Annotated in this window: 10 protein-coding genes; 6 read left to right on the top strand and 4 right to left on the bottom strand. The window is 67.0% G+C overall.

The window, feature by feature from the left end:
* Window positions 1–104 precede the first annotated feature (104 nt).
* The 5 genes from mmsA (at window position 105) to RPIT_RS11865 (ending at window position 5,350) form a co-directional block, all read left to right on the top strand.
* The gene (gene mmsA, locus RPIT_RS11885; RefSeq protein WP_077343567.1) at window positions 105–1,667 is read left to right on the top strand and encodes a multiple monosaccharide ABC transporter ATP-binding protein; all 1,563 of its coding nucleotides are present in this window, start codon (window positions 105–107) and stop codon (window positions 1,665–1,667) included.
* Window positions 1,668–1,698: 31 nt separating this feature from the next.
* Window positions 1,699–3,018 carry a sugar ABC transporter permease gene (locus RPIT_RS11880; protein WP_077343564.1) on the top strand — a complete coding sequence of 440 codons (1,320 nt, stop codon included), beginning with the start codon at window positions 1,699–1,701 and terminating at the stop codon, window positions 3,016–3,018.
* Window positions 3,019–3,112: 94 nt separating this feature from the next.
* Window positions 3,113–4,270: a substrate-binding domain-containing protein gene (locus tag RPIT_RS11875; RefSeq protein WP_077343561.1), complete on the top strand. Its 1,158-nt coding sequence runs from the start codon at window positions 3,113–3,115 to the stop codon at window positions 4,268–4,270.
* Window positions 4,271–4,402: 132 nt separating this feature from the next.
* Window positions 4,403–5,017: a DUF1707 SHOCT-like domain-containing protein gene (locus RPIT_RS11870; protein ID WP_077343558.1), complete on the top strand. Its 615-nt coding sequence runs from the start codon at window positions 4,403–4,405 to the stop codon at window positions 5,015–5,017.
* Between the two features lie 30 nt (window positions 5,018–5,047).
* Window positions 5,048–5,350 carry a hypothetical protein gene (locus RPIT_RS11865; RefSeq protein WP_077343555.1) on the top strand — a complete coding sequence of 101 codons (303 nt, stop codon included), beginning with the start codon at window positions 5,048–5,050 and terminating at the stop codon, window positions 5,348–5,350.
* A 55-nt stretch (window positions 5,351–5,405) separates the two neighbouring features.
* On the opposite strand, the gene RPIT_RS11860 is transcribed toward RPIT_RS11865, so the two are convergent.
* The 4 genes from RPIT_RS11860 to RPIT_RS11845 form a co-directional block, all read right to left on the bottom strand.
* A complete protein-coding gene (locus RPIT_RS11860) occupies window positions 5,406–6,230 on the bottom strand; it encodes a carbohydrate ABC transporter permease (protein WP_077343552.1) in 825 nt (274 codons plus the stop codon).
* Window positions 6,227–7,144, bottom strand: coding sequence for a carbohydrate ABC transporter permease (locus RPIT_RS11855; protein ID WP_077343549.1), 918 nt, complete (start codon window positions 7,142–7,144; stop codon window positions 6,227–6,229). The genes RPIT_RS11860 and RPIT_RS11855 overlap by 4 nt, the downstream gene beginning before the upstream one ends.
* A gap of 8 nt (window positions 7,145–7,152) precedes the next feature.
* Window positions 7,153–8,457 carry an ABC transporter substrate-binding protein gene (locus RPIT_RS11850; protein WP_077343546.1) on the bottom strand — a complete coding sequence of 435 codons (1,305 nt, stop codon included), beginning with the start codon at window positions 8,455–8,457 and terminating at the stop codon, window positions 7,153–7,155.
* 69 nt (window positions 8,458–8,526) lie between these two features.
* Window positions 8,527–8,757 (bottom strand): penicillin-binding transpeptidase domain-containing protein, encoded by a 231-nt coding sequence (locus RPIT_RS11845; RefSeq protein ID WP_077343543.1) that lies wholly within the window; start codon window positions 8,755–8,757, stop codon window positions 8,527–8,529.
* A gap of 349 nt (window positions 8,758–9,106) precedes the next feature.
* On the opposite strand from RPIT_RS11845, the gene pulA reads away from it, so the two are divergent.
* Window positions 9,107–15,499, top strand: coding sequence for a pullulanase-type alpha-1,6-glucosidase (gene pulA, locus RPIT_RS15975; RefSeq protein ID WP_261340779.1), 6,393 nt, complete (start codon window positions 9,107–9,109; stop codon window positions 15,497–15,499).
* Window positions 15,500–15,510 lie beyond the last annotated feature (11 nt).

The raw sequence follows: 15,510 nt of genomic DNA, 5'->3' as shown, positions 1-15,510 counted from the left end.
CGGAGGCCGAAATTTCTTGGATTCAAGGGTTGACGCCAAGGGGTCGCGGATGTACTGTGATGACATCGTTGACATTGAGGCAGCGATGGTCGAAGGAGACACACATGATCGCTGAGAAGCCGCTACTCGAAATGCGCAACATCACCAAGCTGTTTCCTGGCGTGCGGGCACTCGACGACGTGAGCATGTCGGTGCGGCGCGCCGACGTGCATGCCATCTGTGGAGAGAACGGTGCGGGCAAGTCAACGCTCATGAAGGTGCTCTCTGGGGTCTACCCGCACGGCACATACGAGGGCGAGATCCTGCTCGAAGGAGAGGAGATGCGGTTCAACGGCATCAAGTCCTCCGAGGAGCAGGGCATCGTCATCATCCATCAGGAGCTGGCGCTGATCCCCGAGTTGTCCATCACGGAGAACATCTTCCTCGGCTCCGAGGTGATGAAGGGGGCGCTGATCGACTGGGAAGCTGCCCGGACGCAGGCAGTCGAACTGCTTGCCCGCGTCGGTATGGACATCAGCCCGGACACCCAGACCAAGACGCTGGGCGTCGGCCAGCAGCAATTGGTCGAAATTGCCAAGGCGCTGTCCAAGAACGTCCGGGTCCTCATCCTCGATGAGCCGACCTCCGCACTCAACGAGGATGATTCGGCTCATCTCCTCGACCTCATGCGAGGGCTGAAGGCGCGTGGCATCACCTGCTTGATGATCTCCCACAAGCTGAACGAGATCGCGGCCATCGCGGACGCCGTCACGGTGATCCGGGATGGGCGCACCGTCGAAACCTACGACGTCGTCGCCGGCAAGGTCGATGAGGACCGCATCATCCGCGCGATGGTGGGGCGTTCTCTCGAGAATCGCTACCCCCATCGCACCCCGAACATCGGCGAGACCCTCGCTGAGGTCCGGGGGTGGCGGGTCGAGCACCCCAGCATCCCTGGTCGTCTGATCGTGAAGGATGCGGACTTCACCGTCGCCCGCGGTGAGGTTGTCGGATTCGCCGGGCTCATGGGCGCCGGGCGGACCGAGCTGGCGCGGAGCATCTTCGGCCGCTCCTACGGCACCTACCTTTCTGGCGAACTGCTGATCGACGGCGTTCCCGTCGACAACAGCACGGTCGAGAAATCCATCGCTGCCGGCATCTCGTACGTGACCGAGGACCGCAAGACCCTTGGCCTCAATCTGATCGACGACATCAAGACCACAATTGTCTCCGCGAACCTGCGGGGGATCGTGCGTCGCCTACTGCTGCAGCCCCAGCTGGAGAACGCCGTCGCGGAGGGGTACCGCAAGGACCTTCGCATCAAGAGCCCGTCGGTCGACGTCGGGGTCGCGACGCTATCGGGTGGAAACCAGCAGAAGGTGGTCCTCAGCAAGTGGCTGTATCCGTCCCCGAAGCTGCTCATCCTCGACGAGCCCACCCGCGGCATCGACGTCGGTGCCAAGTACGAGATCTACAAGCTCATCCATCAACTCGCCGACGAGGGCAAGGGCGTCATCGTCATCTCGTCTGAGCTGCCCGAACTCCTGGGCATCTGCGACCGGATCTACACGATCTGCGAAGGCCGAATCACCGGCGATCTACTGGCCTCCGAGGCGGATCAGGAAACCCTGATGCGCCGCATGACAACCACCTCCACCGCGCCGGCGCTCCCGGCCCAACCCGCCTGACGGCCCAGCAATTCTAGGGAAGAACACCACGATGAGAGCTCTCAAACAAGTCTTCGGAGGAAACCTCCAGCAGTACACGATGGCGCTGGCACTGATCGCGCTCGTCGCTGTCTTCGACATCATCTCGGAGGGTCGCATGCTGACGTCCTCCAACTTCCAGAACCTGATCTCGGGCAACGCCTACGTTCTGATTCTGGCCATCGGGATGGTGATGGTCATCGTCATCGGCCAGATCGACCTCTCGGTTGGTTCCGTGGCGGGTTTCGTCGGCATGAGTGTCGCGATCTCGATCGCGCAGTACGGCTTCCCGTGGTGGGCAGGGCTCCTGCTCGGACTGCTGGTCGGCGTCGTCGTCGGCATGTGGCACGGGTTCTGGCTGGCCAAGATGGGTATCCCGGGCTTCATCACGACCTTGGCCGGAATGATGATCTTCCGCGGCCTCGTCATCTGGATGTCGAGCTCGATCTCCGTGCCGGTTCCTTCCGAGTTCTCGTTCCTCGGCGCCGGCTATCTCCCTGAATGGGGCCCAGCCTGGACCGGACTCAACAACTCGACCCTGTTGCTCGGCCTGCTGGCGCTGGCCTGGTTCGTCTACAGCGAGTTGAAGCGGCGCGGCCATGCGAAGGCACGCGGCGCGGAGATCCCGATGTGGGTGACGATCACCCGTTTGGCGCTGATCGCGCTCGTCATCGGGTACGTCACGTGGCTCTTCGGCAGCGGTCGGCCGGGCACTTCCTTCCCTGTCCCCGGTCTGATCCTGGTGTTGCTGGTGATCGTCTACCACGTCATCACGCAGCGCACACGTTTCGGCCGCCACATCTACGCCGTCGGCGGCAACAAGGCGGCAGCTGCCCTCTCCGGCGTCAACACCCAGCGGACGTACTTCCTCGTCATGACGAACATGAGCTTCCTTGCGGCGATCGCGGGCATCCTCTTCATCGGGCGCTCGACCGCGGCCGGGCCCTCCGACGGCACGATGTGGGAACTTGACGCCATCGCCGCGGTGTTCATCGGCGGAGCGGCAGTGTCCGGCGGCATCGGTACCGTCGTCGGCTCGATGATCGGCGGCCTTGTCATGGCCGTCCTCAACTCAGGACTCATGCTCATGGGGGTCGGCGCTGACCAGACGCAGGTCATCAAGGGTCTCGTCCTCCTCGCCGCCGTCGCGTTCGATGTGTACAACAAGAACCAGGGCAAGCCCTCGCTCATCGGCACGCTCATGCGTAACTTCGGCAAGAAGCCGGACCCCGCCGTGCAAGCCCCGACCAGGAGTGCGGTAGTCGCCGACTCAACCACCGACGTGCCGGTCGAAGGCCCGGCGGTCGACAGCAGGGACACCGTCCCGTCCTGAACCCGGTCGCCGGACGTCGGCCACCGAACCACTCATCTCACTCTCACCACCCTCACCCTGGGCAACCCTGCCCAAAAACTCCGAAAGGACCATCATGAAGCTCACCCGAACAACTGCGGTACTTGCTGCAGTGCTCGTCTCCACCCTGGGCCTCTCCGCCTGCGGCGGGGGCCGTGGCGCCGAGACCTCCGCTCCGGCGGCTCCGACCACGCAAGCCTCCGGCAGCCAGGCCGCAACCGACGGGGCCAGCGGCTCCGAGGGATTCGCGGCAGACGCCACCATCGGTGTGGCGTTGCCCTGGCTCGGCACCCAGAACTGGAAAGAGGCTGAGACCATGTTCGACGCCCAACTCCGCGAAGCTGGGTTCACCCCGCTGATCCAGACCGCCGACCAGAAGGTGCCGCAGCAGCAGCAGCAGATCGAAGCGATGATCGAGCAGGGCGCCAAGGTGATCGTCGTCGGACCGGTCGACGGCACCCAGCTTGGCTCCGTCCTCAGCAAGGCAAGCGATGCGGGCGTTGCGGTCATCGGCTACGACCGTCTCATCGAGAACACCGAAGCCGTCGACGCGGTGGTCCAGTTCGGCTCCATCCGCACCGGCGAGCTGCAGGGCGAGTCGCTCCTTGAGGGACTTGAGGCCACTGGCCCCGGCCCGTACAACATCGAGCTCTTCGGCGGTGGCCCGGCCGACCCCAACGCGCCGAACTTCTTCGAGGGTGCGATGAGCGTGCTCCAGCCCAAGATCGACGACGGCACCCTCGTGGTCGTCTCCGGCCAGACCGACTTCACCCAGGTGGCAACCCCGGACTGGGACAACGCGAAGGCGCAGGCCCGCATGGACTCCCTGCTCTCGGGCTTCTACGCCGATAAGGAGATCCACGGCGTGCTCTCGCCGAACGACGGCATCGCCCGTGCCATCCTCACCTCGGTGAAGCAGGCCGGCCAGACCACCATCCCCGTCGTCGACGGACTGGATGCCGAGAACGAATCCATCGTTTCCATCGCCAAGGGTGAGCAGTACTCCACGGTCGCGAAGCCCACGGACGCTCTCGTGGCCAAGACCGTCGAGCTCATCCAGGCCCTGCAGTCGGGCTCCGGTCTTCCTGCCGCCGATGCCCAGGAGCCCAACGGCGCCAAGGACGTGGACATCTACCAGCTCGACCCGGTCGTCGTGACCAAGGACAATGCGGCTGAGGTTTTCGCGGACGACGCCGATCGCCTCAAGCTCTTCGAGGACAACCTCGCCGGCTGACGCCTTCCTGAATACCGCCCGGATCTGGGCCGCGCCTTGGCGTGGCACACGATCCGGGCGGTTTCGCATGTCCGGGGGAGTTGTGCCCCCGTTCCCGCGTCGTGTGTCCGGGAGGAGGCGTAGGTTGGGGCTATGAGCCGAGATCTTCCCGAGCGTCGGATGCGGGCCGGCGACGCTGACCGTGACCAGGTACTCACCGTGGTGCAACGCGCCTACGAAGCGGGTCGGCTGGATCTCGAGGAGATGCGGGACAGGCAGGAGAAGGCACTGAAGGCCAGATTCACCGACGAGTTGCCCGCCCTCGTCGCCGACCTTCCAGAGGGCGTCGCGTTGGCAGTGCCCGACGGCGCCCCGGTGGTGCCCCGCCCGGATGATCTGCCCGACACCGGGCTGACCGACGCCGGGTTCGGTGTGTCCATCATGTCTGGCCGCGACGTCACGCTTCAGCGCGGCACCCGAGAGTTCTCAAACCTGGCCTTCTGGGGTGGCAACAACATCGATCTCACCTCCGCCATGGGGCCGGGCCGCATCGTCACCCTCACGTTGCACGCCATCATGGGCGGGAACGACGTCGTCGTTCCGGAGGGGGTCAGGGTGATCGATCAATCGGTGGCGATCATGGCCGGCAACGGGATTGCGGCGGAGGCACAGGGAGACGGGTCCAACGGAACCCTCGTGCTCAAGGGTTTCCTGTGGTGGGGCGGCAACGACGTGAAGCTCCGAGCCGCCAGGGACCCGCGCGGCTGAGCGCCTCCTCCGGCACCCCGGCTGGGGGACGTGTTCGCGGCGGCGTCGGTGCTGGGCGTGCTCGCCGGCTGGCCGTTGGGGCACCGGTTGGCGTTCGCGTCGCTGTGTTCGTCGTTGGCGGTGCAGCAGTTCGGCGGGTCGCTCGCGGCCCCCGGCTGGGGTGACATCTCCGACTGGTGGAGGTGCGTGAAGCTCCGCGCGGCCGACGGCGACGTGTCGGCGGCGGGCAAGCTCGAGCGCTACGGCTTTCTCGACGACCTGGTCCCGAAGCACCGGGTCCACGGCGTCCGCCGCGCGGAGGGCACCTTCGCCAGCGCCTCCGACGCCCACTGACCGCAGCCGGTTCCTGAGGGGCCCCCGCGCGAAGCCGGCGCCCCACGAAGGACGCTCAGCGGATGCCCGACGTCGTCAGCCCCTGCACCAGATAGCGCTGCAGGAACAGGAACACCGCGAGCATCGGCAGGATCGCGACCAGCGACCCCATGAACAGCTCCGGATAGCGCACCCCCTGGCTGGTCATGAACTGGCTCAACGCCACCTGGACCGTGCGGGTCGCGTCGCGGCCGATCAACGTGGGCCACAGGAACGCGTTCCATGACCCGATCAGGATGATCGTGCTCACCGCCGCGATGATGCCGGTGGAGTTCGGCGCGACGATCCGCCAGAACGCCGTCCACGGGTTGCACCCGTCGACGAGCGCCGCGTCCTCCAGTTCGACGGGGAAGTCCAGGAAGAACTGCCGGAACAGGTAGGTCGCGAACGCGGAGAACATGCCCGGGATCACCAGGCCCCGGAAGGTGTCGACCCAGCCCAGCTGCGCCGTCATGATGAACATCGGCAGGAACGTCGTCGTCGCCGGCACCATCAGCGTGAACAACGTCAGCCCGAGCAGGAACTTCGCCAGCCGGTGCGTGTAGCGGGCCAGCGCGTAGCCCGCCATGACGGACACGACGACGGTGCCGCCGGTCTGCAGCACCGCCATGATCCCGCTGTTGAGCATGGCCCGGCCGATGCCGATCGAGTCGTTGGCCAGCAGCGAGTCGAGGTTGGTCAGGTTGAACTGGTCGGGCAGCCAGTTCCAGCGCGGGGCGGTGATGTTGCCCTGCGTCGAGAACGCGTTGCGGACGATCACGTAGAACGGCAGCAGGAACAGCAGCGCCAGCGCGACCAGCACGCCGTAGCGCACCGACGTCAGCACCCGGTTGCCCTTCATCGCGCGCCCCTCCGCTCGTTGCGGCCGAGTACCCAGTTCTGGCCGAGGCCGAACACCACGATGATCGCGGTGAGGATGATGGTGCCCGCGCCGCCGACGCCGAGATCCTGCTGGCCGCCGCCGAAGGCGATGAGGTACAGATGCACCAGCGGGGGGCGACCATAGGGCGGGTACTGGCCGATCGAGCTCAGCATGTTGAAGAACTCGTCGAAGGCCTGGAAGGCGTTGATGAACAGCAGCATGAGGACGGCGACGCTCGCGGCCCGCAGTTGGGGCAGCGTGATCCAGCGCAGCAACCGCCAACCGGAGGCGCCGTCGAGGGCTGCCGCCTCGTACGTCTCGCGGGGGATCTGGTTGAGGCCGGCGATGAACAAGATCATGTAGAAGCCCACCTGCAGCCACAGGCGGACGCTCACCAGCGCGACCCAGTAGAGGTTGTTCCCACCGCCGAGCCAGTTCACCGGGTCGCCGCCGGCGCTGCGGATGAACGAGTTGATCATGCCGAAGCGGGCACCGTTGAAGAACACGAAGCGCCAGATGATGGCGGCGATGACGTAGCTGACCGCCGTCGGGATGAAGAACACCGACCGGAAGAACGCCTGACCGTACTTGAGGTTGTTCAGCAGCAGGGCGAGGCCCAGCGAGCACACGTAGGTGAGCGGCACGATGAAGATCGCGAAGATCGCGAACACCAGCAGCGAGTTGAGGAACAGCTTGTCCTGCAGCAGGTAGGCGTAGTTGCCCAGCCCCACGAACTTGGTGGGGGTGACGGTGTTGCGCGCGTCGAAGAACGACAGGTACGCGCTCCACGCGATGGGCACGTACACGAACGCCGCGAGCCCCAGGAAGAACGGCGCGACGAAGGCCAGGAACCACAGGTTGCGTCCCTGGCGTCCGCGCAGCCGCTTCAACATCGGGCAGGTTAGCCCTTCAGCTTGGCCAACTCGGTCTTGGCCTTCTCGGCGAAGCCGGCGAACTCGGCCTCCGGGTCGGCGTCGTTCTTGATGACGTTGCTGACGGCGGCGTTGAACGCGTCGCCCAGCGCACCCGACCACATGATGTCGTTGGTGAAGCCGTTCTCGGCGACGTACTTCGCGGCGTCCGCACCGGCGCCGTCGGCGAGCTTGTCGGCCTTGGGCACCAGCGCGACCTTGGCGGGCACGTGGGTGCCGTAGGCGTTGGAGAAGTCGACCTGCTTGTCCTCCTGGTCGATCCACAGCCACTTGACGAAGTCCTTGGCGGCCTGGACGTTCTTGCCCTTCGCCGCGACGCAGGCGCCGAACGCGCCGAACGGCACCACCGGGCGTCCCTTGGCACCGATCGCGGGGAACGCGATGACGCCGACGTCGTCGCCGTGGGCCTCCTTGATCGCGGGCAGCGACCACAGGCCGCCCCACTGGAACGCGGCCTCGCCGTTGACGAAGGCGCCCGGGTCGTACCATTCGGCCGACGCGGCCTGGAGGACTCCGCCAGACTTCGAGAAGTCGCGGTAGGCCACCAGCGCGTTGTAGAAGTCGTCGGTGAGGAACGCGGCCTCGGTGCGCTCCTCGTTGAGCTGCTCGTGGCCCGAGGCCCACAGCAGGATGGTGCCGAGCACGCCGACGCCGCCGTCGTTGCCGGCGAAGAAGCCGCCGATGTCGGAGGTCTTGACGGCGTTGGCGGCCGCGACGAGCTCCTCGAAGGTGGTGGGCACGGCGATGTTCTTCGCCTCGAGCAGCGAGGGCCGGTAGTACAGCAGCTGCATGTCGATGGTCTGCGGGACGCCGTAGATCTTGTCCTCGAACGTGAAGCGCTTGATGACGGCGGGGTTGAACTGGTCCTTGACCGGATCGATGATGTCGTTGAGGGGCTCAAGCTGACCCGAACGGATCATGTCGAGGCTGCCGCCCTGCTCCACCTCGAAGACGTCGGGGACGTCGTCGGTGAGCAGCTGGGCCGCGAGGATCTTGGCGTACTCGCCGGGGGTCCACTTCACCTCGACCTTGGCGCCGGTGTACTCGGCCGCGTACCTCTCGACGGCCTCCTTCACGCCGGCCTCGCCGTACTCGTGGTACCACTGCGTCAGCGTGACGTCGGAGGCGGGGGCCGAACCTGACGGGCTACCCGAGGGGGCGGTGCCGGTGGGCGATTCGGACGAAAGCGGGTTGTTGTTGCCACAGGCGGCGAGGACGGCGGCTGCCGAGAGACCGCCACCGGCGAGCAGGAGGGTGCGACGATTCAGGTTCATGGTCGAACTGTGGCACGGTTCGGGGTTGCAGGAAGGCCGCGTTCCACCGATTTCTCTCCTGGCGTACGGCTACCGGAACAGCTGGAGGATCAGCGGGGCCGCCGTCGACCCGCCGCTGTCGCCCACCTCGACGAACGACGCCACGGCGTACTTGTCGTTGTAGGCGATCATCCAGGCGTGGGTCTGCAGGGCGCCCGCCTTGCCCCACTGCGCGGTGCCCGTCTTGGCCCCGGTCATCACGCCCTTGAGTGACTTGTCGGTGCCGGAGTCGACCGTGGCCTTCATCATCGTCTGCAGCATCTCAGTTGCAGAGGACCGCAGGAAGAGCGACCAGCCAGGAACCACCCCGCGCACGTCGCTACGGACGCGCGCGGCTGAGCGCCTCTCTCCGGTAACCGGGGCCAGCACCTGGGCGGCGACCAGCCAGTTGAACGATCAACATGTGCAGGCCGTCTGGGCGCCCTGAATGCCATGAGGGTGTTTCCGTGCTCGTGAGCGCGAAATCGTTGCAGATTCGCTGCAAGCGCTTGTAATTTCTTGCAAGCGCTTTACAGACCGTGTTTTGCGTGGTTATGGTGTCCGGACCAGCTCTGGCGCACGGTGGCGCACGGGCGACGACACATAGCGACGAGGGAGTCACATGCAACCCATGAAGCGCCTGTTAGCAGCAGGTAGCGCTCTCGCCTTAGCGGCGAGTTCTCTGGTCATCGGTGTAGCTACACCGGCGGCCGCCGCAGTCAGCCCAGTGGTGGCTGGAAGTTTCCAGACACTGGCCGGCTGCGCAAGCGACTGGGACCCCGCCTGCACGGACACGGCATTGACCGATCCTGACGGCGACGGCGTCTACACGGGTACCTTCACGGTCCCCGCTGGCGAACAGAAGTTCAAGATCGTGCTGGACGGCGACTGGGACCAGGCTTACGGCCCCAACAACAACCGCGGTGGTGACGCGATCATCAATCCCGCCGCCGAGGTTGAGCTCACGTTCTCCTTCGATTCGGCCACCAACCGCGTGGGTGTCTCCGCGCCGTTGACGGACACCGGCACCGCCGTCGCAGGCGATGACGCGATCGCGCAGCCCGCCGTACGTCAGGGCGACGTGGAGAACTTCTACTTCGTGCTCACCGACCGCTTCGCCAACGGTGACCCCTCCAACGACACCGGCGGCATCGAGGGCGGCCGCCTCGACCACGGGTTCGACCCCACGCACAACGGCTTCTACCACGGCGGCGACATCGCCGGACTGGTGGATCAGCTCGACTACATCGAGGGGCTCGGCACCACCGCCATCTGGCTCACCCCGTCTTTCACCAACCGCGCCGTGCAGGGCGTGGACGCCGGCTACCACGGCTACTGGGTGACCGACTTCACCACCATCGACCCCCACCTGGGCGGCAATGAGGCGCTCACCGAGCTCACCACCGCCGCCCATGAGCGCGGCATGAAGGTGTACTTCGACATCATCACCAACCACACCGCCGACGGCATCGACTACGAAGAGGGCCAGTACACCTACATCGACACCGCCACCGAGCCGTACCGCAACGCGGCGGGCGAGCCCATCGACGTCGACGCGCTGGCGGGCTCCGACACCTGGCCGGCCCTCGACCCCGAGGTGTCGTTCGCGTACACGCCGGTCGCCCGCGAGGGCGTCGTCAAGACCCCGAGCTGGCTGAACGACCTCACGCTCTACCACAACCGCGGCAACTCGACCTGGAGCGGCGAATCCGTCACGCACGGCGACTTCGACGGCCTGGATGACCTCATGACCGAGCACCCGACCGTTGTCGACGGCATGATCGACATCTACAAGGCGTGGATGGACATGGGTATCGACGGCTTCCGCATCGACACCGTCAAGCACGTGAACTTCGAGTTCTGGGAGGAGTGGACCGACGCGATCAGCGATCACGCCGACGCCATCAACCCCGACTTCTTCATGTTCGGCGAGGTCTACGACGCCGATCCGGGCCTGCTCGCCCCGTACGTCCGCAAGACCGAGATGGACGCCACCCTGGACTTCGCGTTCCAGAGCCGCGCGACCAACTTCGCCAAGGGCTTCACCACCAAGGGCATGTCGGACCTCTTCACCGCCGACGACCTCTACCTGACGGCCGACACCTCCGCCGCCACGATCCCCACCTTCCTCGGCAACCACGACATGGGCCGCATCGGCTACCTCCTGGCCGGAAGCGACCAGCGTGAGGACCGCTCCGTCCTCGCCCACCAGCTCATGTACCTCACCCGCGGCCAGCCCGTCGTCTACTACGGCGACGAGCAGGGCTTCGTCGGCATCGGAAACGACAAGAGTGCCCGCCAGGACATGTTCGCCACCGAGGTCGACGAGTACGCCACGCAGCCCCTGCTCGACGGCACCATCGCCGGCTCGCAGGACCGCTACCTGACCGACGCCCGCCTCTACACCGAGATCGCCGAGCTCGCGCAGCTGCGTGAGGACAACCCGGCCCTCGCCGACGGCGCGCAGATCGAACTCCACATGACCGACGGTGCGGGCGTCTACGCCTTCAGCCGCGTCGACCGTGAAGAGAAGATCGAGTACGTCGTGGCGCTCAACAACGCCACCACCGACCAGACCGTCGACGTGAACACCCTCACGCCGTCGGCCGCCTACGCGCCGGTCTACAACGGCACCGCCGTCACCGCGACCGCTGACGGCGTCGTCGGGCTTACCGTCCCGGCCCTCTCTGCCGTGGTGCTGAAGGCCGACCGCACCGTCGCCGCCGGCGCCGGGGTGCCCACGCTCGGCCTCGCCGACGGCGCCTCGCTCTCGGGCGACACCGCCCCCGTCAGCGCCACCGTCACCGCCGACCGCTGGGCCGAGACCACCTTCGCCATGCGCGAGCTCGGCTCCACCGATTGGCAGACCATCGGCGTGGCCGAGGACGACACCCCGCGCGTCTTCGCCGACGTCTCGGCGCTGGCCACCGGCAGCCTCCTCGAGGTGCGCGCCGTGACCGTCGACGCCGCAGGCGCCATCGGTGGCGACTCCGCCCTGGCCGTCGTCGGCCAGGACCTGTCGCTGACCGCCACCGGCACCGATCCCGGCAACCCTGGAGACCTCGTGATCAGCGTGCCCGGCAGCATGAACGCCGCCATGGGTTGCGCCGGCGACTGGGAGCCCGGCTGCGCCGAGGCCCGTCTGTCGCTCGACGAGAACTCCGGCCTCTACACCGGCGCGTGGGACCTCCCCGCGGGCGCCTACGAGTGGAAGGTGGCCTACAACGGCTCCTGGGATGAGAACTACGGCGTGGACGGCGTCCCCGGCGGCGGAAACTTCTCGCTGACCACCGGTGGCCGCAACGTCACGTTCTTCCACAACCCCGACACCAAGCTGTCGTGGGCCGTCCACACCGACGACATCGTCACCCTGCCCGGTTCCTGGCAGGCCGCCCTGGGTTGCCCCGGGGACTGGCAGCCCGAGTGCCTGGCCACGGCGATGCGCCCCGTCGGCGACGGCACCTGGGTGTTCGAGACCGATCAGCTGCCCGCCGGCTCCTACGAGCTGAAGGTTGCCATCAACCGCAGCTGGGCCGAGAACTACGGCGTCGACGGCGCCCCCGACGGCGCCAACTACCAGCTCACCGTCAACGCCGGTGACGTGATCAAGGTCACCTACGACGAGACCACCCACGTGCTCACGTTCGAGCAGTCCAACCCGCCGCTCGCGGGCGTCGGGCAGGCGTGGGCGCAGTGGCTGACGCCGACCACCATCGCGTGGCCGCGCACTCTCGTCCAAGGCGATCCGGCAACGCTCAGCTTCGCGCTGCACCACTCCGCCGACGGCTCGGTGGACAACGACGCGACCGGCGGCGAGACCATCGATCTCACCTACGGTGGCGCTCTGCCGGCGGACCTCGTCGAGCAGTACCCGCACCTCAGCAACTACGTTGCGCTGACCCTCGCGGAGGCTGACGCGGCACGCGCCGCCGAGCTGCTCGAGGGCGAGCTCCTGGTGAGTGCCGCCGACGGCGACGAGCTGAAGGCGGCCACCGGGGTCCAGATCCCGGGCGTGCTCGACTCGCTCTACGGCGACGACCTCGCCGACGCGGATCTCGGCCCGGCCTGGGACGGCGACACCCTGACGCTGAGCGTCTGGGCGCCAACCGCCCAGGACGTGGCGCTGCTGCGCTGGCCGGCCGACGGCACGGGCGATCCCGTCCGCGTCGAGGCCACCCGCGCCGACGACGGCTCCTGGTCCGTCTCGGGCGACCGCACCTGGGAGGACGCCCAGTACCTGTGGGCGATCGACGTCTACGTGCCCAGCCTCGACGAGGTTGTCACCAACGAGGTGACCGACCCCTACTCGCTGGCGCTGACGCTGAACTCCACGCGGTCCGTCGTCGTCGACCTCGACAACCCCGAGCTCGCCCCCGAGCAGTGGGCCAGCACCGAGTCGCCGACCGTCCTCAACGACGCCTCGCGCGCGATCTGGGAGGTTCACGTCCGTGACTTCTCGATCCGCGACGAGACCGTCCCGGCCGAAGACCGCGGCACCTACAAGGCGTTCACCCACGCCGAGTCCGACGGCATGACCCACCTAGCCGAGCTGGCCGACGCCGGCATCGACACGGTGCACCTGCTGCCGACCTTCGACATCGCCACGATCGAGGAGGACCGGAGCAAGCAGCTGACCCCGGACATCCCGTCCGACGCCGGACCGGCTTCCGAGGAGCAGCAGGCGGCCGTGGCCGCGGTGGCCGATCAGGACGCGTTCAACTGGGGCTACGACCCGTTCCACTACACGACGCCGGAGGGCTCCTACGCCACCGACGCCAACCAGGTGGGCGGCGACCGGACCTACGAGTTCCGCCAGATGGTCGGGGCGCTCCACGCGACCGGCCTGCAGGTGGTGCTCGACAAGGTGTACAACCACACCGCGCAGAGCGGCCAGTCCGAGAAGTCGGTGCTGGACAAGGTTGTGCCGGGCTACTACCACCGCCTCAGCCTGAGCGGCACCGTCGAGACCTCGACCTGCTGCCAGAACATCGCGACCGAGCATGCTGCGGCCGAGAAGCTGATGGTCGACTCCGTGGTGACGTGGGCGAAGGACTACAAGGTCGACGGGTTCCGCTTCGACCTCATGGGTCACCACTCCCGCGCCAACATGGAGGCCGTGCGCGCCGCGCTGGACGAGCTGACGCTCGCCGAGGACGGCGTCGACGGGTCGTCGATCTACATCTACGGCGAAGGCTGGAACTTCGGCGAGGTGGCCGACAACGCCAGGTTCTACCAGGCGACGCAGGGCCAGCTCGACGGCACCGGCATCGGCGCGTTCAACGACCGGCTGCGTGACGCCGTCCACGGCGGCGGCCCGTTCGACGAGGATCACCGTGTCCTGCAGGGCTTCGGCACCGGGCTGTACACCGATCCGAACGGGCTCAACCCCGCGACGTCGGACGAGCAGCGCGCCTCGCTCATGCACGCGGCGGACCTCATCCGCATCGGCATGGCCGGCAACCTCGAGGACTACACCTTCGAGGCTGCCGACGGCACCGTCAAGCGCGGCGATCAGCTCGACTACAACGGCTCGCCCGCCGCCTACGCGACGATGCCGCAGGAGTCGGTCAACTACGTCGACGCGCATGACAACGAGACGCTGTACGACCTCGGCATCATGAAGCTGCCGGTCGACACGTCGATGGCTGACCGCGTGCGCATGAACACGGTCTCGCTCGCCACAGTGACGCTCGGACAGTCTCCGTCGTTCTGGCACGCGGGCACCGAGATCCTGCGCTCGAAGTCGCTCGATCGCGACTCCTACAACTCCGGCGACCACTTCAACGAGGTGGACTGGAGCCTGGCGGAGAACACCTTCGGCTCGGGCCTGCCGAGCGCGGAGAAGAACAGCGACAAGTGGCCGATCATGAAGCCGCTGCTCGAGAACCCCGACCTCAAGCCCGACACCGAGGCGATGACGGAAGCCAAGGCCCAGGCCCTGGACCTCCTGCGGCTGCGGAAGTCGACCCCGCTGCTCACCCTCGGCTCCGCCGATCTGGTGCACGAGCGGGTGACCTTCCCCAACGCCGGCGACGAGGCCATTCCCGGCCTCATCCTGATGGCGGTGGCCGACCACGGCTTCGAAACCGACGTCGACCCGGCCCTCGACGGGGTGCTGGTGGCCATCAACGGCACGCCGGACGCCATCGACGTGGCAGTGCCCGACCTGGCCGACTGGGATCTCGTCCTGAGCGACATCCAGGCGGACGGCTCGGACGAGGTGGTCAAGGCCACCGCGTTCGCCGACGGCACCCTGAGCATCCCCGCCCGCACGGCGGCGCTGCTCGTCGCGAAGTCGGCCGACGTCCCCGTCGACGACACGACCGGCCCGGTGATCACCCCGATCGCCCCGGTCCACGCGACGCAGGGCAAGAGCGTCACCGTCGAGGTCAAGGCCACCGACGACTCGCTCCCGCTGGTCTACTCGGCCACCGGCCTCCCCGCGGGGCTGGCGATCGATTCGGCCACCGGCGTCATCTCCGGCATCCCGACCGGGTACGGCACATTCCACGCGACGGTCACCGTGACGGATCAGGCGGGCAACGCCTCGTCCACGACGGTCCGCTTCAACGTGGCCCGGGCGCCGTACGTGTTCGTCCCGTCCGCGCCCTACACGAAGCCGGGAACGCACTTCGTGAACGGTCGCCAGTGGATGACCACCTGTGAGCCGTACTCGCAGACCGTCCGCTGCCGCACCCTCATCTGGGCGTCGGTGGTGAACCGGACCGGCAACACGTTCACGATCGAGCGGGGTTGGGCCTTCAACAACCTGACCTACCTGCCGTTCATGACCCGTCAGCAGTGGGCCAACAACCCGCTGGGACACACGGGGGAGTGGACTGCGGATGACGGCTCGAAGTGGCGCACTGAGTGTGACACTGCGCTGACCGGGGCCAACGGGTGCCGCACGTTCCGCTGGACCACTGTGTACAACGCGGTCAGGTCCGAGAAGAGTGGAGATTACGACTTCACTCAGGAGAACAAGTGGGTGTTCAACAACATGGTCATGTTCCGGCCGTGGTGATCAAACCCTGA

The organism is Tessaracoccus flavus (genome assembly GCF_001997295.1).
Lineage (GTDB): Bacteria > Actinomycetota > Actinomycetes > Propionibacteriales > Propionibacteriaceae > Arachnia > Arachnia flava.
Note: the sequence above shows the minus strand (reverse complement) of the source record. Positions and strands in the feature narration are given on the sequence as shown.

Bases quoted from the DNA above. Each gene is read 5' to 3' on its own strand.
- mmsA (WP_077343567.1), top strand. From the start codon at position 105: ATGATCGCTGAGAAGCCGCTACTCGAAATGCGCAACATCACCAAGCTG.
- RPIT_RS11880 (WP_077343564.1), top strand. From the start codon at position 1,699: ATGAGAGCTCTCAAACAAGTCTTCGGAGGAAACCTCCAGCAGTACACG.
- RPIT_RS11875 (WP_077343561.1), top strand. From the start codon at position 3,113: ATGAAGCTCACCCGAACAACTGCGGTACTTGCTGCAGTGCTCGTCTCC.
- RPIT_RS11870 (WP_077343558.1), top strand. From the start codon at position 4,403: ATGAGCCGAGATCTTCCCGAGCGTCGGATGCGGGCCGGCGACGCTGAC.
- RPIT_RS11860 (WP_077343552.1), bottom strand. From the start codon at position 6,230: ATGAAGGGCAACCGGGTGCTGACGTCGGTGCGCTACGGCGTGCTGGTC.
- RPIT_RS11855 (WP_077343549.1), bottom strand. From the start codon at position 7,144: ATGTTGAAGCGGCTGCGCGGACGCCAGGGACGCAACCTGTGGTTCCTG.
- RPIT_RS11850 (WP_077343546.1), bottom strand. From the start codon at position 8,457: ATGAACCTGAATCGTCGCACCCTCCTGCTCGCCGGTGGCGGTCTCTCG.
- RPIT_RS11845 (WP_077343543.1), bottom strand. From the start codon at position 8,757: ATGCTGCAGACGATGATGAAGGCCACGGTCGACTCCGGCACCGACAAG.
- pulA (WP_261340779.1), top strand. From the start codon at position 9,107: ATGAAGCGCCTGTTAGCAGCAGGTAGCGCTCTCGCCTTAGCGGCGAGT.